Below are 17356 nucleotides of genomic sequence, written 5' to 3' on the forward strand. Positions count from 1 at the left end.
GGAGTCACCACGGAGTCACCACGGAGCCACCACGGAGCCGGCCCGGGGTCAGCGCGTGGCCGAGCGCGTGGCCGAGCGCGGGGTCAGCGCGGGGTCAGCGCGGGGTCAGCGCGGGGTGAGCGTGGTGGCGGCCTCGGTCTGCGGCGGGGCGGTCGGGTCGGGGTGCTCGGCCGGCTCCGCCTCGGAGCGGTGGGGGAGGACCGCCAAGGTGATCCGCGCCAGGCCCGCCGCGAGCAGGCCGGCGCCCAGCATGTGCAGTGCGACCAGCGCGATCGGCAGGTCGAGCCAGTACTGCACCCAGCCCAGCACGCCCTGGGCCAGCTCGATGGCCAGCACCAGGCCGGTGACCAGGGAGAGCCAGCGCATCCGGGCGTGCAGCGCCGCGACCAGGAGCGCCACGGTCAGCGCGACCAGCACGTAGACCGAGACGGCGTGGACCTGGGACAGCACGGCGGGGTCCAGGCCGTTGCGCGGGGCGTGGTCGTCCCCGGCGTGCGGACCGGCGCCGGTCACCACGGTGCCGAGGTAGAGCACCACCCAGCCGACGGCGAGGTTGGCGAAGGCGAGCCAGCGGTGGAGTCGCGGCGCCGGGCCCCGGTCGGGGCTGCGGAGGTCGTCGAGGAGGACCACGCAGACCATGACGATGGCCATCGACAGCAGGAAGTGGAGCGAGACCACCCACGGGTTCAGGTCGGTCAGCACGGTGATGCCGCCGAGCACCGCCTGCAGCGGGATGGACAGGCCGACCACGAAGGAGAGCCGCGTCGCCTTGCGGTGCTGTGCCCCGAGGGCGGCCAGGAAGGTGAGCAGGGCGACCGCGGCCAGCACGAAGGTGAGCAGTCGGTTGCCGAACTCGATCGCACCGTGGATGCCCAGCTCGCCGTGGGCCACGAAGGACTCGTCGGTGCAGCGCGGCCAGGTCGGGCAGCCGAGCCCGGAGCCGGTGAGGCGCACCGCCGCCCCGGTGACGACGATGCCGATGTTGGCCAGCAGGTTGGCGATCGCCAGCGGCCACAGCCACGGGGCGAGACGAGCCAGGGTCATTCGGGTCACTCCCACTTGAAGGTGCGTGCGGTGGCCACCGCGCCCAGCGTCGCCCAGGCCACCAGGACGAGCATGGCCGAGCCGTCTGCCCGGCCGTCCAGCAGAGCGGCGCGCATTCCCTCACCGAGGGCGCCGGAGGGGAGCCACGCGACGATCTCGCCGAATCCACCGTACGTGGTGGCGGGGAGGAGGACGGCGCCGCCGGTGAGCAGCAGCAGGTAGATCAGGTTGGCGGCCGCCAGCGTCGCCTCGGCGCGCAGGGTGCCGGCGACCAGCAGGCCCCAGGAGGTGAAGGCGCCGGTGCCCAGCAGCAGGAGGAGGAGCGCGGCCCACCACCCGCTCGGGTCGGGCTGCCAGCCCATGGCCAGCGCGACGCCGGCCAGCACGACCAGCTGCATCGCCTGGACCAGGAGGACCGCGCCGACCTTGCCCAGGAGGAGTCCGTACCGGGGGAGCGGTGAGGCACCGAGCCGCTTGATGAGGCCGTAGCGGCGTTCGAAGCCGGTGGCGATCGCCACCGAGGTGAAGGAGGTGGACATGACGGCGAGCGCGAGCACGCCGGGCGCCAGCACGTCGATGACCGGCCGGTCGAAGCCGAGGTCGAACCGGTCGGCGGCACGGACCCCGCCGACCATCACCAGGACCGGGATGACCAGGGCGAGCAGGAGCTGCTCGCCGTTGCGGAGCATCAGCCGCGACTCCATGCGCGCCTGGGCGAGGACCTGGCGCCACAGCGGCGCCGCTCCCGGGGCGGGACGCAGGTCGAGCGTGCTCATCAGGTCAGCCCCCGGCCGGTCAGCTCGAGGAAGACGTCCTCGAGGGTGCGCTGGCCCAGGGTCAGCGACTCGGGCAGCACGGCGTGGGCCTCGCACCAGCGGGCGACCACGCCGAGGGTCCGCGAGTCCGCGGTGCCGGAGACCGACATGCTGAGGGCCCCGAGCTGGCGGACGTCGGTGTCGGGGCCCAGCTCGGCCTGCAGCGACTCGGGTGCGCCGTCGGGGAAGGGTCGGGTGACGACCAGCCGGATGGTGGTGCGCCCGCCCCGCATCAGCTCCAGCGGACTGCCGGAGGAGACGAGCACGCCGCGGTCGACGATGTGGACCTGGTCGGCGAGGTGCTCGGCCTCCTCCATGTGGTGGGTGGTGAGCACGACCGTGACGCCGTGCGTCCTCAGGTCGTCGAGGAGGTCCCAGGTGTCGCGGCGGGCCTGCGGGTCCATCCCGGCCGTCGGCTCGTCGACGAAGACCAGCTCGGGCCGTCCCACCAGGGCCATCGCCAGGCCGAGCCGCTGCTGCTGGCCGCCGGAGAGCCGCCGGTAGGGCGTGCGGCCGCAGTCCCCGAGACCGACCCGCTCGGCGAGCGTGTCGACGTCCATCGGGTCGCGGTGCAGGGCGGCGACGTGCCGCAGCATCTCCATGGCCCGCACCCCGGACCAGGCCCCGCCGGACTGGAGCATCACCCCGATCCGGGGCAGCAGGGCGCGCCGGTCCCGGTAGGGGTCGAGACCCAGCACCCGGACCCGGCCCTGCTGGGCCCGGCGGTAGCCCTCGCACGTCTCCAGGGTGGTGGTCTTGCCGGCGCCGTTGGGGCCGAGGACGGCGGTGATCGTGCCGCGCTCCACGCGCAGCGACAGGCCGTCGACCGCCACCTTGTCGCCGTACCTCATGACCAAGCCGTCGACCTCGACGGCGGCGGAGGAGGTGGGCACGCCACCAGTCTAGGAACCGACCCGTGGCAGCGGCCCGCGCGGGTCGGTCCGGGCCGGGGTGCTCACCCCGCCCGCTCCGGCTCCAAGGGCTGGCTGCGCCGCCGGTGACGGCGTGCCTCGAGCCGCAGGGCGGCGGCGTGCCCGAGGAGCGCGAGCGTCACGCCGGCCACCACGTCCAGGACGTAGTGGTTGGCCGTCGCCACCACGGCCAGGCCCATCAGGACCGGCAGGGCGAACCCGACCGTCCGCAGCCACAAGGTGGCGGCCGCGGTCACGATGGCGATGCCGACGAGCAGGTCCCAGCCGGTGTGCAGGCTCGGCATGGCCGCGTACTGGTTGGTGAAGGCGGGGGGCTGGAGGTAGCGGTAGGCGCGGGACTCCTCGCTCACCGTGTCGGCCATCCCGAGGTCGAGCAGTCGCGGGGGAGTGACGGGGTAGAGGGCGACGATGAGCATCCCGAGCGCTCCGGAGACCAGCATCGCGTCCCGGAGCCGCAGGAAGACGTGCCGGTGCAGGACGGCCAGCCAGATCATGGTGAGCACGATCACGGGCCAGTGGCCCCAGATGTAGACCCAGTTGGCCAGGGTCCGGGTCGAGTCCCAGGGTGCGACCAGGTCCTGGATCTGGGCCTCCACGTGCAGGCCCAGGCGCTGCTCGAGCGCGATGAGGTCGTAGGCGTGCGCGTCGGCCTCCGGCACCGCGCCGACGGTCAGCCCGCGGACGGTGAAGTAGACCAGGATCGCGATGGTGACCCAGGCGGCCTGCCGGGCGACCCAGAGCAGGGAGGACCGGGTCACGGGCGTACCGTGTCCTGTGCCGCGCGCCGGTGCGCCATGGGCACTCTCCCTTCCACCCCTGCCATCGTGGAGGAGTCGGGCACCCGGGCACCAGGGTCGCTCGACATGTGGCGGGAGTCACTTAGGGTGACCTTCTTTGAAAGCGACTTCGCATTAACGTAACAATTGCGTTGTGGAATTCGACCGGACCTCGCCCAGCACCGTCGGTGCCGTGGCGGACGCGCCCACCCGGGCTCGGGTGGTCCGGTCGATCCTGGAGAACGGACCGTCCACGGCCGCCTCGCTGGCGGCCCGCCTGGAGCTGACCTCCGCCGCGGTCCGGCGCCACCTGGACCAGCTCGTCCAGGAGGGGGTCGTGGAGTCCCGGCTGCCGCGGGCCGACGGGCAGCGCGGGCGGGGAAGACCTGCGCGCGTCTTCGTGTTGACCGAGAGTGGACGCGACCAGTTCGACCAGCAGTACGACGACCTCGCCGCCCAGGCCCTCCGCTACCTGTCGGAGACCGGTGGCGAGGACGCGGTGCGTGACTTCGCCCGGCGCCGCGCCGGCTTCATCGAGCGCGACTACCGGGCCGTGCTCACCGACGAGCCCGGCCTGAGGCCGGCCGAGGCGCTGGCGCGGGTCTTCTCCGCGCAGGGCTACGCGGCCAACGTCCGGGAGCTCCCCGTGGCCGGCTCCCTCGACCAGCTGTGCCAGCAGCACTGCCCGGTCGCCCACGTCGCCCACGAGTTCCCCCAGCTGTGCGAGGCCGAGACCGAGGCGATCAGCAAGGTCCTCGGCACGCACGTCCAACGACTTGCCACCATCGCGCACGGCGACGGTGTCTGCACCACCTGCATCCCCCAGAGCAAGGAAGGCTGACATGACCTCCATCGAAGAGCTCAACCCCGAGCTGAAGGGCATCGGGCGCTACGAGTTCGGCTGGTCCGACCGCGACGACGCCGGCTCCACCGCCCGCAGGGGCCTCAACGAGGACGTCGTGCGCGACATCTCGGCCAAGAAGTCCGAGCCCCAGTGGATGCTCGACCAGCGGCTGAAGGGCCTCAAGCTCTTCCACCGCAAGCCCATGCCCACGTGGGGGTCGGACCTGTCGACGATCGACTTCGACAACATCAAGTACTTCGTCCGCTCCAGCGAGAAGCAGGCCGCCACCTGGGACGACCTGCCCGAGGACATCAAGAACACCTACGACAAGCTCGGGATCCCCGAGGCGGAGAAGCAGCGCCTGGTCTCCGGCGTCGCCGCCCAGTACGAGTCCGAGGTGGTCTACCACTCGATCCGCGAGGACCTCGAGGAGCAGGGTGTCATCTTCGTCGACACCGACACCGCGCTGCGCGAGCACGAGGAGCTGTTCCGCGAGTACTTCGGCACCGTCATCCCGGTCGGCGACAACAAGTTCTCGGCCCTCAACACCTCGGTGTGGTCCGGCGGCTCCTTCATCTACGTGCCGAAGGGCGTGCACGTCGACATCCCGCTGCAGGCCTACTTCCGGATCAACACCGAGAACATGGGCCAGTTCGAGCGGACCCTGATCATCGTCGACGAGGACGCCTACGTGCACTACGTCGAGGGCTGCACGGCGCCGATCTACAGCTCGGACTCCCTGCACTCCGCGGTGGTCGAGATCATCGTCAAGAAGGGCGGCCGCTGCCGCTACACGACCATCCAGAACTGGTCGAACAACGTCTACAACCTCGTCACCAAGCGGGCCACCTGCGAGGCCGGCGCCACGATGGAGTGGGTCGACGGCAACATCGGCTCCAAGGTGACCATGAAGTACCCGGCCATCTACCTGATGGGTGAGCACGCGAAGGGCGAGACCCTCTCGATCGCGTTCGCCGGCGAGGGCCAGCACCAGGACGCCGGCGCCAAGATGGTCCACGCCGCGCCCCACACCTCCAGCTCCATCCTGAGCAAGTCGGTGGCCCGTGGCGGCGGCCGGACGTCCTACCGGGGCCTGATCCAGGTCAACGAGGGCGCCCACGGCTCGAAGTCCAACGTGCTGTGCGACGCGCTCCTGGTCGACCAGATCAGCCGCTCCGACACCTATCCGTACGTCGACATCCGTGAGGACGACGTCTCGATGGGCCACGAGGCCAGCGTCTCCAAGGTCTCCGACGACCAGCTCTTCTACCTGATGTCGCGAGGCATGGAGCAGGACGAGGCGATGGCGATGATCGTCCGCGGCTTCGTCGAGCCCATCGCCAAGGAGCTCCCGATGGAGTACGCCCTCGAGCTCAACCGCCTGATCGAGCTGCAGATGGAGGGTGCGGTCGGCTGACCGGCCCCTCCCGCCTGACCCCGCAACGACGTAGAAAGCAGAACCTGTGACCGTGACCGAGACCGCCCGTGAAGGGGTGGCGTCCGCCCTCGAGATGGACCGGGTGGAGAGCCACCTGCACCCCCTGGGGTCCTTCGAGGTGTCCGACCACCCCGTGCCCACCGGGCGCGAGGAGATCTGGCGCTTCACCCCCCTGAAGCGACTGCGCGACCTGCACGGCGACGCCGCGTTCGCCGCGCCCACCACCGCCCTGGAGTGGAACACCCCCGACCCCGTGCGGGTCGAGCGGGTCGAGGGCCCCGAGGCCCGCGACCTGCGGGGTGCCTCCGGGCTGGTGCCCAACAGCCGCTTCACCGCCCGGGTGCTGGCCGAGACGCCCAGCACCCTGCTCGTCGACGTGCCCGCCGACGCCGAGGTCCCCGAGCCCGTGGTGGTGCAGGTGCGCGGCACCGGCGCCGAGGGGCAGGAGGCGGCCCACGTCGCGCTCCGCTTCGGCCGCCACTCGCGGGCCACCGTGGTGCTCAACCACACCGGCAGCGCCACGCTGGCCCAGGTCGTCGAGGTCGTGGTCGGCGACGGCGCCGAGGTCACGGTCGTCTCGGTCCAGGACTGGGCCGACGACGCGGTCCACCTCACCCACACCCAGGCGCGGGTGGGTCGCGACGCCTCCTACAAGCACGCCGCCCTCACCTTCGGCGGCGACGTGGTGCGGATGGACGCCAACGTCACCTACGACGGGCCCGGCGGGTCCGCGGAGATGCTCGGCCTCTACTTCGCCGACGCCGGCCAGCACCTCGAGCACCGGCTCTTCGCCGACCACACCGCGCCCCGGACCAAGAGCCACGTGGTCTACAAGGGTGCGCTCCAGGGCGACAAGGCCCACACGGTCTGGGTCGGCAACGTCCTGATCCGCAAGGTCGCCGAGGGGATCGAGACCTACGAGGAGAACCGCAACCTGGTGCTCACCGACGGCTGCCAGGCCGACTCGGTGCCCAACCTGGAGATCGAGACCGGCGAGATCGAGGGTGCCGGGCACGCCTCGGCGACCGGTCGCTTCGACGACAACCAGCTCTTCTACCTGCGCTCGCGGGGGATCGAGGAGGCCGAGGCGCGGCGCCTCGTCGTCCACGGCTTCTTCAACGACCTGATCCGCAAGGTCGACGTCCCCGAGATCGAGGAGCGGCTCATCGCCGTCGTCGAGGCCGAGCTCGCCAAGAACGTCACCGGGAAGCACTTCTGATGGCCTTCCAGCGCGCCTGCGGTGTCGCCGAGGTCGAGCAGGACCGCGCGCTCGCGGTGACGCTCGACGACATCGAGGTCGCCCTCGTCCGCCAGGGCGAGGAGTTCTTCGCCCTCCACGACGTCTGCTCCCACGGGCACGTCGCCCTCTCCGAGGGGGACGTGGCCGACTGCGCGATCGAGTGCTGGCTGCACGGCTCCAGCTTCGACCTCCGCACCGGCAAGCCGACGGTCCCACCGGCCACCGAGCCGGTCTCGACCTTCTCGGTCGAGGTCCGCGGCGACGACCTCTACGTCGACGTGGCCACCCCCCTCAACGGCGTCACGCCGTCCTGACCCCCCGACTTCAGCAGAGAGTAGAGAGACACACACGATGAGCACACTGGTGATCAAGGACCTGCACGTCTCGGTGGAGACCGAGGACGGTCCCAAGGAGATCCTCAAGGGCGTCACGCTGACGATCAACGACGGCGAGACCCACGCGATCATGGGCCCGAACGGGTCCGGCAAGTCCACCCTCGCGTACTCGATCGCCGGGCACCCCAAGTACACGGTCACCGGCGGCAGCGTGACCCTCGACGGCGACGACGTGCTGAGCATGTCGGTCGACGAGCGGGCCCGCGCGGGGCTCTTCCTGGCCATGCAGTACCCGGTCGAGGTCCCCGGCGTCTCGGTGTCGAACTTCCTGCGCACCGCCAAGACCGCGATCGACGGCGAGGCGCCGAAGCTGCGCACCTGGGTCAAGGACGTCAACGCCTCGCTCAAGGCCCTCGACCTCGACCCGTCCTTCGCCTCGCGCTCGGTCAACGAGGGCTTCTCCGGCGGGGAGAAGAAGCGTCACGAGATCGCCCAGCTCGAGCTGCTCGACCCCAAGGTGGCGGTGCTCGACGAGACCGACTCCGGCCTGGACATCGACGCCCTCAAGGTCGTCTCCGACGGCGTGAACCGCTTCGCCGCCAAGGGCGACAAGGGCGTTCTGCTGATCACCCACTACACGCGGATCCTGCGCTACATCAAGCCCGACTTCGTGCACGTCTTCGTGGCCGGCCGGATCGCGGAGCAGGGTGGCCCGGAGCTGGCCGACCGGCTCGAGGCCGAGGGTTACGACAAGTACACGAAGGCCACGGTCTGAGCATGACTCTCCCCGGTCTGCTCCCCGAGCTCGAGATCATCCGCAAGGACTTCCCGATCCTCGAGCGCACGGTCGCGGGTGGGCAGCCGCTGGTCTACCTCGACAGCGCCAACACCTCCCAGAAGCCGCAGGTCGTCATCGACTCGATGGTCGACCACCTCGAGCGGCACAACGCCAACATCTCCCGGGCGATGCACGCGCTGGGGGCCGAGGCCACGGAGGCGTTCGAGGGTGCCCGCGACAAGGTGGCGGCGTTCGTCAAGGCTCCGTCGCGCGACGAGGTGATCTTCACCAAGAACGCCTCGGAGGCGCTCAACCTGGTGGCCAACACGCTCGCCTGGGCGCGCGGTCCGCTGGCGGTCGGTGAGGGCGACGAGATCGTCATCACCGAGATGGAGCACCACTCCAACATCGTGCCGTGGCAGCTGCTCGCCGAGCGCACCGGAGCCACCCTGAGGTGGTTCGGGCTCACCGACGACGGCCGGCTGGACCTGTCGGGGGTCGACGACCTGATCACCGAGCGCACCAAGGTGGTCTCGCTGACCTGGGTCTCCAACATGCTCGGCACGATCAACCCGGTCGCCGAGATCGCGGCCCGGGCCAAGGCGGTCGGAGCCCTGGTGGTGGTGGACGCCTCCCAGGCGGCGCCCCAGCTGCCCGTCGACGTCGCGGCCACCGGTGCCGACTTCGTCGCCTTCACCGGCCACAAGGTCGTCGGGCCGACCGGCATCGGGGTGCTGTGGGGACGGCGCGAGGTCCTCGAGGCGTTGCCGCCCTTCCTCGGCGGTGGCGAGATGATCGCCACCGTCAGCATGGAGCGCTCCACCTACGCCCCGATCCCCGCGAAGTTCGAGGCGGGCACCCCGCCCATCGTCGAGGCGGTCGGACTGGGCGCGGCGGTGGACTACCTGAGCGCGGTGGGCATGGAGGCGATCCACGCCCACGAGAAGGCGATCACCGGCTATGCCCTCGAGGGGCTGCTCTCGGTCCCCGGCCTCACCGTGCTGGGGCCCCAGGACGCCGCCTCCCGCGGCGGCGCGGTCGCCTTCGAGCTGGCCGGGGTGCACCCGCACGACGTCGCGCAGGTCCTGGACACCCGGGGCATCGCGGTACGCGCCGGGCACCACTGCGCCAAGCCGGCCCACGCCCGCTTCGGCGTGCAGAGCTCGACGCGGATGTCGTCGTACCTCTACACCACGCCGGCGGAGATCGACGCCCTGGTGGAGGGACTCCACTACACCCGTTCGTACTTCAAGGTGGGGTGATCCACGTGTCCGCGGAGCTCGACTCGCTCTACCAGGAGATCATCCTGGACCACTACAAGAACCCGCACCACGCCGGCCTCAGGGAGCCGTTCGAGGCCGAGGTGCACCACGTCAACCCGACCTGCGGCGACGAGGTGACGCTGCGGGTCCACCTGAAGGACGGCAGTGTCGCCGACGTCTCCTACGACGCCCAGGGGTGCTCCATCTCCCAGGCATCGACCTCGGTGATGGCCGACCTGGTCATCGGCCGCCCGGTCGCGGAGGCGATGGCGATCCACCAGGAGTTCCTCACCCTGATGCAGGGCAAGGGCCAGGTCGAGCCCGACGAGGAGGTCCTCGAGGACGGGATCGCCTTCGCCGGGGTCGCGAAGTTCCCGGCGCGCGTCAAGTGCGCGCTCCTGTCCTGGATGGCCTGGAAGGACGCGACCAGCCAGGTGCTCGGCAACCACAACGCTCAGGAGACAGCATGAACGACCAGAACACCGCCCACTCGGACCTGCCGCCGGTCGACGTGGACGCGCTCGCCTCGGGAACCACGACCGCGACGGTCGAGGACGTCACCGAGGCGATGAAGGACGTCGTCGACCCCGAGCTCGGCATCAACGTCGTCGACCTGGGGCTCGTCTACGGGGTCCACGTCGACGAGGCGTCCAACTGCGTCATCGACATGACGCTGACCTCGGCGGCCTGCCCGCTGACCGACGTCATCCAGGACCAGACCAACGCGGCCCTGGAGGGCCTGGTTGGCGACGTGGCGATCAACTGGGTGTGGATGCCGCCGTGGGGCCCGGACAAGATCACCGACGACGGCCGCGAGCAGCTGCGCGCCCTCGGCTTCAACGTCTGAGACGCGGGTGGACGACTACGTCGAGCCCGCGGTCGGGCAGCGGGACCTCGCGGTCGAGGACTTCTGGAACGTGGCACGCTTCCACGCGAAGCTGACCCACCTGCCCGGCTACTTCGGCCCGACGGTGCTGGCCTCGGTGCCGCCCCCGGTCTGGAGCCTGGGGGAGACCCCCGAGGAGGCGGACGCCGGCGTGGCGGGGCTGCTCGACGGCTCGGAGACCGCGCTGCGCACCCCGCTCGCCGACTACCGGGAGGCGGGCGAGCAGGTGCCCGAGGCGGGTGCCCTGGGCATCGTGCTCGACGGGCGCGGCGCTCCGCGGGCGCTGGTTGTCACCAGCCGGGTCGAGGTCACCGACGCCGAGGTGGTGGAGCACCTCACGGTCCTCCACACCGCCGAGGGGACCGCGCCGGGCGGCGGCTCACCTCAGCACGGTCAGCACTGAGGAGAAGTCGTCGGTCCAGGCCCGGCGCACCGGCCCGGCCTCGCGCCAGCGGGGCAGGGTCAGCAGCTCCTCGATGCGTGAGTCGTCGGGGCTGAGCGCCATCCAGGTCGAGGAGATGCCCTTCTCGTCGTCGGTGGACTCGCCGGTCCCGACGGCCACGTCCCAGCCGAGCCGGGCCGCGTCGTGGGCGACGACCGGCTCCAGGTCGAAGACCCGGTTGGAGATGTGGACCAGCAGCAGGCCGTCGTCGGCCAGGACCCGTCCGTAGCCCTCGAAGGCCTCCTCGGTGAGCAGGTGCACCGGGATGGCGTCGGAGGAGAACGCGTCCAGGACCAGGGCGTCGAAGGTCCCCGGCTCGGTCCGGGCCAGGGCGAGACGACCGTCGTCGACCACGGTCTCCACCTCGGCGGCGGTGTCGGCGAGGTAGGTGAACAGCTCCGGGTCCTCGGCGATCCGCACGACCTCCTCGTCGATCTCGACGAAGGTCATGCGCTGTCCCGCACCCACGTGGGCGGCCATCGTGCCGACCCCGAGACCGACCACGCCGGTGTGCTCCGGGGCGGCCAGGCTGAAGACGTCGCCGACCGGCCCCTGGACGGAGTAGTAGCTGGTCGGCTCGACGCGGCGCTCGTCGGTGAACTGGGTCCCGTGCACGGTGGTCCCGTGGCTGAAGACGTGCTGGTCCCCGGACGCCACGACCCGGTAGCTGCCGTAGAAGGTGCGGTCCTGGTAGAGCGGGGCCTCGGCCAGCAGGGTGACGCCCGCCAGGGTGAGCGCCACCGCGGCCAGGGTCGCCAGGGGCCGCCGGCCACCGAGGAGGCCCAGCGCCGCCCACATGACCAGCGCGGCGACCGCCGGGGCGCCCCCGCGGTGCCACCAGTCGGCGCCCAGTGAGATCCCCACCAGCAGGACGAGCAGGACGAGCAGCACCTCGAGGCCCAGCAGGACCTTCGGGTCGAAGCGCAGCAGCGCGCGCGGGTAGCGGCGCGCCGCGCCCACGCCGAGGAGCAGCACACCCAGCAGGACCAGCGGGTACTCCCAGACGCGCGGGAAGAACATCGGGGCGACCAGCCCGTTGAGCAGCCCTCCGAGGGCACCACCCGCCGCGACCACGAGGTAGAAGTGGGTGAGCAGGCGCGGGTGCGGACGCATGGCGGCGAGGGCGCGGTGGGCGGCGTACGCCGCACCGCCCAGCAGGGTCAGGTCGACCGTCAGCATCAGCCACATCGGGTGGGTGCCGGTGGGGGCGACGTGGAGCACCGCGGCGACCGTGGCCGACGCGGTAGCCACACGCACCGCGACCCGGCTCGGCTCGCGGCCCGGGCGGGCGAAGGCGATGACGAAGGTGGCCAGGTAGATGGCCAGCGGCACGACCCACATCAGGGGGATCGCGGCGACGTCGGTGGAGATGTGGGCGGTGACGCCCAGCATCAGCGTCGAGGGCAGGAAGGCGAGCGCGAGCCAGAGCAGGAGCAGGCGGGTGGTCAGCACCCGGGCACCCACCTCTGCGCCGCCCTCTGCACCCCTGCCGTCACCCCCGGCCACGCCGGTGGGGACAGCCGCGTCGGGGGCGAGGACCTTGCGATGACCGGCCGCGGCGGCCACCCGGCGGTTGCTGCGCCAGGCCACGACGCCGCACAGGCCCATCAGCGCGATGAAGACCAGGAAGCCGCCCGACCAGGCCAGCCGCTGCTCGCGCAGGGTCAGCAGCGGCTCCACCACGAACGGGTAGGCCAGCAGTCCGCCGAAGCTGCCCAGGTTGCTGGTGGCGAAGAGGAAGTAGGGGTCCGCGGCGCGCGCGGTGCCGGTCCAGGAGTACCAGCGCTGGAGCAGCGGGCCGGTGGTGGAGATGACCGCGAAGGGGAGGCCCACGACCAGCAGGAGCACCCACAGCAGCCAGATCGCCGGCGCGACCTCGGCGTCCGGGGCGGCACTCGCAGGGAGCGCGACCGGCAGCGCGGCCACCGGCAGCAGCAGCACCCCGAGGTGGAGGAGGGGCTGACGGCTCGGCCCGAGTCGTCCGCTCGAGACGTGCACGTAGAGGTAGCCGAGCAGCAGCAGGACCTGGAAGAAGAGGCTGCTGGTGCTCCAGACCGACGCCGAGCCGCCGAAGCTGGGCAGGACCAGCCGGGCGACCATCGGCTGGACCACGAAGAGCAGGGCCGCCCCGGTGAAGGAGGCGAGCGCGAACAGCACGGTGGTGAGGCGCTGGTGCCCGGGAGCAGCCGGCCGGACGGGCGAGGGCGCTGTCGTCGTGGCGGAGCGTGACGTTGAGCTCATGAGTCCTCGGGAGTCGGCCGGGAGGGGGTCACCGGGACGCTAGCCACGCGCTGCGGGCCGCGCCGCGAAATGACCGAATCGTGCCCGATAGGGTGAGCCGGGTGCCTGTCGTGTCGGTCCCTCCCGCCCGCCTGGTCAGGTGGGTGGAGAACTTCTCGCAGCGGCACGGCGGCGTGTCCCTGACGGTGGGCGACGGCACCCTCTCCGGCTCCGGCGCCGACGGGTCGCACTTCGAGGCCTCGCTGTCGTTCTCCCGCCGCTACGCCGGCCCCGCCGAGGTCGGTGCCTTCGTGGCCGACCTCCGTCCCCCGGACCTCTGGGGGGTCCTCCTGGTGCGCAAGGGCGGCTTCGCCGTCGCCCGGTCGGCCGGTACGCAGATGGTGGAGCACAAAGTGGGTCAGCGTCACGTGCAGGGCCGGACCAAGGCCGGCGGTCAGAGCCAGCAGCGCTTCTCCCGCCGGCGCGACAACCAGGCCCGCGCCGCCTACGAGGCCGCCGCGGACCACGCGGCCAGGATCCTGCGGCCCGGGCCGGTGGTGGTGGGGGGAGACCGGGAGGCGGTCGCCCAGGTCCTCACCGACCCGCGCCTGGCCGGTCTACGGGTGGTGGGGGAGTGGCTGGCGGTGCCCGACCCCCGGCGTGCGGTCCTGGACCAGGCGCTCGCCGAGGCCGCGGCGGCGCGCGTGGCGGTCGAGAACGCCTGATCGCGGCGTCCTGCTCTGTCAGGATGGCCAGCATGTGGCAACCCGAGCCCGGGTGGCAGCGCCTCCCCGGTGCCGGTCCCTCGACGTACGGCGTGTGGGGTGCGCGCGAGGACGGGCAGGACGTCGTGGTCAAGCGGCTCGTCGCGCCGACCCCCCACGACCCGCCCGCCTGCCTGCGGCCCGACCACCCGGCGTACTGGCGGCGGGCCGCGGAGGTGGCCCTCTCCGGGGTCGTCGCCGCCACTCCGGGGCTGCGTGAGCCCGCGGTGGTACGGGTGGAGGAGGACGCCGAGGGGGTGACGCTGGTGCACCGGCGGGTCGAGGACGCCGGCACCTCGGGTCTCTACCTAGCCCGCTGCCTGGGCCGGTTCACGGCCGCCACCGCACCCGAGCTGCCGTGGCTGGCTCGGGCCCAGCTCTCGGCCCGGCTCGACGAGGTCGCCCGTCGCGGCGGCTGGACCACGCTGGCCCGCACTCCGGTGGCTGACCTCGCCGACCACCTGTGGCGTCGCCGCGAGGTGCTGCTCGGCCAGGTGGCCGCCCTGCCCCAGGTGCTCCAGCACGGCGACCCCGTGCCCTCCAACCTGCTGGGCCACGTGGAGGACCACGTGCTGGCCATCGACTGGTCGACCCTGGGGCTCGGCGCCGTCGGCGCCGACCTCGGCTACCTGTCCCTGGCGACGCGGGAGGCGTTCGAGCCGCTGTTCGAGGCCTACCTGGCCGGACTACCGTCGGGCCTGGCCAGCCGGGCGGAGGTGCTGCTCGGCGCCCGGGTCACCTCGGTCTACACGGTGCTCACGCGCGCGGACTGGGCCCTGGCCCGCGTCGCCGACGGCGAGGGCGCGCTGGCCGGCAAGTACCGCCACCCCAGCGTCGCGCCCTACCTGCGCGCCATGCAGCGCCAGCTGGTGCAGGTCGAGGCGCTCCTGGGTCAGCCGCCGCGCTGAGCTCAGAGGTCGTCGGTGGCGAAGGTGTCGCAGGCGGCCAGGTCGCCGCCCTGGTAGCCGACCCGGAACCAGTCCTGGCGCTGCTGGGACGAGCCGTGGGTCCAGCCCTCGGGGTCGACCCGCCCGCCGGAGCGCTGCTGGATCCGGTCGTCGCCGACGGCCTTGGCGGAGTCGAGGGCCTCGGCGATGTCGGCGTCGTCGACCTCGGCGAAGATGGCGACGCCGCTGTCGTCGCTGGTCGACTCCGCCGCGCGCGTCCACATGCCGGCGTAGCAGTCGGCCTGGAGCTCGAGCCGGACCGCGTCGCTGCGGGGGCCCTGCTGGGTGCGCACGCGCCCCATGGTGCCGAGCAGGTTCTGGACGTGGTGGCCGTACTCGTGGGCGAGCACGTAGGGCTCGACGAAGTCGCCGCCCTGCCCGCCGAGCTGGCCCTCCAGGACGTCGTCGAAGAAGGTGGTGTCGAGGTAGATCTGCTGGTCGGCGGGGCAGTAGAAGGGGCCGACCTGCGAGGAGGCCTGGCCGCAGCCGGTGCCGACGCTGCCGGTGAAGGTGATGATCTGGGCCGGGGCCAGTGCCTGGCCGGCCTGCTCGGGCAGCGCGCTCGCCCAGTACTTCTCGAGGGAGAGGGCGACCGCCTTGCGGGCGCAGTCGACGTCGTCCTCCGCGTCGGCACCGGTGCGGCAGTCGTCGTAGCGCTCGCTGTCGGCCTCCAGGCCGGCGGGCAGGCCCTGGGCGTCGGCCCCGGTGTCGAGCGAGGTGCCGCCGGTCCCGCCCAGGGGGTCGCCGCCGACGCACTGCGTCAGCACCAGGAAGAGGACGACGACCAGGAGGCCTCCGATGCCGCCGCCGGCCTTCGCGCCGCCCGGTATGGGGAGGCGCATCGAGCTGCCGCCCGACCTGCCGCCCGACCTGCCGCCGGCGTCCCTGACGGAGCCGCGGCTGATGTCGGCCTTGGGGTTGAAGCGCATGGCGGAGGGTCCTTCCTCAGGGCGGCGGGCGTCGCCGACTCACGCCTGACCGGCGTGTCTACGTACACTCACTACCCTCATGATCAACGCCCAACACCTCGAGGTGCGCGCCGGCGCGCGACTCCTCATGGAGGACGTCAGCTTCAGGGTCGCGACCGGCGACAAGGTCGGCCTCGTCGGCCGCAACGGCGCCGGCAAGACCACCCTCACCAAGATCCTCGCGGGGGAGGCGCTCCCGGCCTCGGGCAGCGTCCAGCGCACCGGGGAGGTCGGCTACCTCCCCCAGGACCCGCGCATCGGCGACCCCGAGGTGCTCGCCCGCGACCGCATCCTCTCGGCCCGCGGCCTGGACGACGTCGTCCGACGCCTCCGTGCCGCCGAGGAGCAGATGGGCAGCGACGACGAGGCGGTGCGTGAGCGTGCCATGAAGCGCTACTCGCGGGCCGACAACGAGCTGCACGCCGGCGGCGGCTACGCCGCGGAGTCCGAGGCGGCGACGATCGCCAACAGCCTGGGGATCGAGGAGCGGATCCTCGCCCAGCCGTTGAAGACCCTCAGCGGCGGTCAGCGGCGCCGGGTCGAGCTGGCCCGCATCCTGTTCTCCGGGGCCGAGACCCTGCTCCTCGACGAGCCCACCAACCACCTCGATGCCGACTCGATCGTCTGGCTGCGTGAGTTCCTCAAGGCCCACAAGGGCGGGCTCATCGTGATCAGCCACGACAACGAGCTGCTCGAGGCCTGCGTCAACAAGGTGCTCCACCTCGACGCGAACCGGGCCACCATCGACGTCTACAACATGGGCTGGAAGGCCTACCTGACCCAGCGCGAGACCGATGAGCGCCGCCGCAAGCGCGAGCGCGCCAACGCCGAGTCGAAGGCCAAGACCCTCACCGACCAGGCCAACCGGATGCGGGCCAAGGCCAGCAAGGCCAGCGCCGCGCAGTCGATGCTCAAGCGGGCCGAGAAGATGGTGGCCGGCCTCGAGGGGGAGCGGCACTCCGACAAGGTGGCGCGGATCAAGTTCCCCGCCCCGGCGCCCTGCGGCAAGACGCCGCTCATGGCGCGCGAGCTCTCCAAGTCCTACGGCTCGCTGGAGGTCTTCACCGACGTCGACCTGGCGATCGACAAGGGCTCCCGGGTGGTCATCCTCGGGCTCAACGGTGCCGGCAAGACCACGATGCTGCGGATCCTGGCCGGGGTCGACGCCTCCGACACCGGCGAGGTGCTGCCCGGGCACGGCCTGAAGATCGGCTACTACGCCCAGGAGCACGAGACGCTGGACACCGAGCGGACCGTGCTGGAGAACATGCAGTCGGCCGCGCCGCAGCTCACCGACGTGGAGGCCCGCTCGGTGCTGGGGTCCTTCCTGTTCTCCGGTGAGGACGCCCACAAGCCCGCGAAGGTGCTCTCGGGCGGTGAGAAGACCCGTCTCGCACTGGCCAGCCTGGTGGTCTCCAGCGCCAACGTGCTGCTGCTCGACGAGCCCACCAACAACCTCGACCCCGCCTCGCGCGAGGAGGTGCTGGCCGCGATCCGCTCCTACGAGGGCGCGATCGTGCTGGTGACCCACGACGAGGGCGCGGTCCGGGCGCTGGAGCCCGACCGGGTGCTGCTGCTCCCCGACGGCGACGAAGACCTGTGGAACGACGGCTACGCCGACCTGGTCTCACTCGCCTGAGCATTACTGACAAGTAACCTAGAATG

Annotated in this window: 18 protein-coding genes; 12 read left to right on the forward strand and 6 right to left on the reverse strand. The window is 71.9% G+C overall.

Features of this window, described 5'->3' with window-relative positions; genetic code table 11:
- Positions 1–105: 105 nt before the first annotated feature.
- The 4 genes from AC4BGE_RS13155 to AC4BGE_RS13170 all read right to left on the reverse strand — a co-directional run bounded on the left by AC4BGE_RS13155 (position 106) and on the right by AC4BGE_RS13170 (position 3549).
- Positions 106–1044 carry a COX15/CtaA family protein gene (locus AC4BGE_RS13155; protein WP_490575579.1) on the reverse strand — a complete coding sequence of 313 codons (939 nt, stop codon included), beginning with the start codon at positions 1042–1044 and terminating at the stop codon, positions 106–108.
- A 5-nt stretch (positions 1045–1049) separates the two neighbouring features.
- Positions 1050–1820 carry an ABC transporter permease gene (locus AC4BGE_RS13160; RefSeq protein ID WP_490571429.1) on the reverse strand — a complete coding sequence of 257 codons (771 nt, stop codon included), beginning with the start codon at positions 1818–1820 and terminating at the stop codon, positions 1050–1052.
- Positions 1820–2752 (reverse strand): ABC transporter ATP-binding protein, encoded by a 933-nt coding sequence (locus AC4BGE_RS13165; protein ID WP_490571428.1) that lies wholly within the window; start codon positions 2750–2752, stop codon positions 1820–1822. Before AC4BGE_RS13165 ends, AC4BGE_RS13160 begins: the two co-directional genes overlap by 1 nt.
- Before the next feature lie 62 nt (positions 2753–2814).
- A complete protein-coding gene (locus tag AC4BGE_RS13170) occupies positions 2815–3549 on the reverse strand; it encodes a phosphatase PAP2 family protein (protein ID WP_490575580.1) in 735 nt (244 codons plus the stop codon).
- Between the two features lie 172 nt (positions 3550–3721).
- On the opposite strand from AC4BGE_RS13170, the gene AC4BGE_RS13175 reads away from it, so the two are divergent.
- The 9 genes from AC4BGE_RS13175 to AC4BGE_RS13215 are packed head-to-tail and all read left to right on the forward strand — an operon-like array spanning position 3722 to position 10753.
- Complete coding sequence (locus tag AC4BGE_RS13175) at positions 3722–4408, forward strand: helix-turn-helix transcriptional regulator (protein ID WP_490571426.1); 687 nt, start codon at positions 3722–3724, stop codon at positions 4406–4408.
- 1 nt (position 4409) lies between these two features.
- Positions 4410–5828 (forward strand): Fe-S cluster assembly protein SufB, encoded by a 1419-nt coding sequence (gene sufB, locus AC4BGE_RS13180; protein ID WP_490571425.1) that lies wholly within the window; start codon positions 4410–4412, stop codon positions 5826–5828.
- 52 nt (positions 5829–5880) lie between these two features.
- Positions 5881–7068, forward strand: coding sequence for a Fe-S cluster assembly protein SufD (gene sufD / locus AC4BGE_RS13185; RefSeq protein ID WP_490575581.1), 1188 nt, complete (start codon positions 5881–5883; stop codon positions 7066–7068).
- Entirely contained in the window at positions 7068–7403 is a 336-nt protein-coding gene (locus AC4BGE_RS13190; protein WP_490571423.1) for a non-heme iron oxygenase ferredoxin subunit, read from the forward strand. The genes sufD and AC4BGE_RS13190 overlap by 1 nt, the downstream gene beginning before the upstream one ends.
- A 37-nt stretch (positions 7404–7440) precedes the next feature.
- Positions 7441–8199 carry a Fe-S cluster assembly ATPase SufC gene (gene sufC, locus AC4BGE_RS13195; RefSeq protein WP_490575582.1) on the forward strand — a complete coding sequence of 253 codons (759 nt, stop codon included), beginning with the start codon at positions 7441–7443 and terminating at the stop codon, positions 8197–8199.
- A 2-nt stretch (positions 8200–8201) separates the two neighbouring features.
- On the forward strand, positions 8202–9464 hold the full coding sequence (locus AC4BGE_RS13200) for a cysteine desulfurase (RefSeq protein ID WP_490571421.1): 1263 nt from the start codon (positions 8202–8204) through the stop codon (positions 9462–9464).
- 5 nt (positions 9465–9469) lie between these two features.
- Positions 9470–9934, forward strand: a complete 465-nt coding sequence (gene sufU / locus AC4BGE_RS13205) for a Fe-S cluster assembly sulfur transfer protein SufU (protein WP_490575583.1) — start codon at positions 9470–9472, stop codon at positions 9932–9934.
- Positions 9931–10311, forward strand: coding sequence for a metal-sulfur cluster assembly factor (locus AC4BGE_RS13210; RefSeq protein WP_490571419.1), 381 nt, complete (start codon positions 9931–9933; stop codon positions 10309–10311). The genes sufU and AC4BGE_RS13210 overlap by 4 nt, the downstream gene beginning before the upstream one ends.
- 7 nt (positions 10312–10318) lie before the next feature.
- The gene (locus tag AC4BGE_RS13215; RefSeq protein ID WP_490571418.1) at positions 10319–10753 is read left to right on the forward strand and encodes a hypothetical protein; all 435 of its coding nucleotides are present in this window, start codon (positions 10319–10321) and stop codon (positions 10751–10753) included.
- Here AC4BGE_RS13215 and AC4BGE_RS13220 read toward each other — a convergent pair.
- Positions 10730–13033: a spermidine synthase gene (locus AC4BGE_RS13220; protein WP_490575584.1), complete on the reverse strand. Its 2304-nt coding sequence runs from the start codon at positions 13031–13033 to the stop codon at positions 10730–10732. The genes AC4BGE_RS13215 and AC4BGE_RS13220 overlap by 24 nt on opposite strands.
- 101 nt (positions 13034–13134) lie before the next feature.
- On the opposite strand from AC4BGE_RS13220, the gene AC4BGE_RS13225 reads away from it, so the two are divergent.
- Both AC4BGE_RS13225 and AC4BGE_RS13230 read left to right on the forward strand, forming a co-directional pair.
- Positions 13135–13737, forward strand: coding sequence for an acVLRF1 family peptidyl-tRNA hydrolase (locus tag AC4BGE_RS13225; protein WP_490575585.1), 603 nt, complete (start codon positions 13135–13137; stop codon positions 13735–13737).
- A gap of 32 nt (positions 13738–13769) precedes the next feature.
- Positions 13770–14684, forward strand: a complete 915-nt coding sequence (locus AC4BGE_RS13230; protein ID WP_490571415.1) for a phosphotransferase — start codon at positions 13770–13772, stop codon at positions 14682–14684.
- Positions 14685–14686: 2 nt separating this feature from the next.
- On the opposite strand, the gene ypfJ is transcribed toward AC4BGE_RS13230, so the two are convergent.
- Positions 14687–15652 carry a KPN_02809 family neutral zinc metallopeptidase gene (ypfJ, locus tag AC4BGE_RS13235; protein WP_490575586.1) on the reverse strand — a complete coding sequence of 322 codons (966 nt, stop codon included), beginning with the start codon at positions 15650–15652 and terminating at the stop codon, positions 14687–14689.
- 79 nt (positions 15653–15731) lie between these two features.
- Between ypfJ and AC4BGE_RS13240 the strand changes: the two genes are divergently transcribed.
- The gene (locus tag AC4BGE_RS13240; protein ID WP_490571413.1) at positions 15732–17330 is read left to right on the forward strand and encodes an ABC-F family ATP-binding cassette domain-containing protein; all 1599 of its coding nucleotides are present in this window, start codon (positions 15732–15734) and stop codon (positions 17328–17330) included.
- The last annotated feature ends 26 nt before the right edge of the window (positions 17331–17356 follow it).

The sequence above is a fragment of the Nocardioides sp. Z50_6 genome, assembly GCF_058215755.1.

Bases quoted from the DNA above. Each gene is read 5' to 3' on its own strand.
- AC4BGE_RS13155 (WP_490575579.1), bottom strand. From the start codon at position 1,044: ATGACCCTGGCTCGTCTCGCCCCGTGGCTGTGGCCGCTGGCGATCGCC.
- AC4BGE_RS13160 (WP_490571429.1), bottom strand. From the start codon at position 1,820: ATGAGCACGCTCGACCTGCGTCCCGCCCCGGGAGCGGCGCCGCTGTGG.
- sufB (WP_490571425.1), top strand. From the start codon at position 4,410: ATGACCTCCATCGAAGAGCTCAACCCCGAGCTGAAGGGCATCGGGCGC.
- AC4BGE_RS13190 (WP_490571423.1), top strand. From the start codon at position 7,068: ATGGCCTTCCAGCGCGCCTGCGGTGTCGCCGAGGTCGAGCAGGACCGC.
- sufC (WP_490575582.1), top strand. From the start codon at position 7,441: ATGAGCACACTGGTGATCAAGGACCTGCACGTCTCGGTGGAGACCGAG.
- AC4BGE_RS13200 (WP_490571421.1), top strand. From the start codon at position 8,202: ATGACTCTCCCCGGTCTGCTCCCCGAGCTCGAGATCATCCGCAAGGAC.
- AC4BGE_RS13210 (WP_490571419.1), top strand. From the start codon at position 9,931: ATGAACGACCAGAACACCGCCCACTCGGACCTGCCGCCGGTCGACGTG.
- AC4BGE_RS13220 (WP_490575584.1), bottom strand. From the start codon at position 13,033: ATGAGCTCAACGTCACGCTCCGCCACGACGACAGCGCCCTCGCCCGTC.
- AC4BGE_RS13230 (WP_490571415.1), top strand. From the start codon at position 13,770: ATGTGGCAACCCGAGCCCGGGTGGCAGCGCCTCCCCGGTGCCGGTCCC.
- ypfJ (WP_490575586.1), bottom strand. From the start codon at position 15,652: ATGCGCTTCAACCCCAAGGCCGACATCAGCCGCGGCTCCGTCAGGGAC.
- AC4BGE_RS13240 (WP_490571413.1), top strand. From the start codon at position 15,732: ATGATCAACGCCCAACACCTCGAGGTGCGCGCCGGCGCGCGACTCCTC.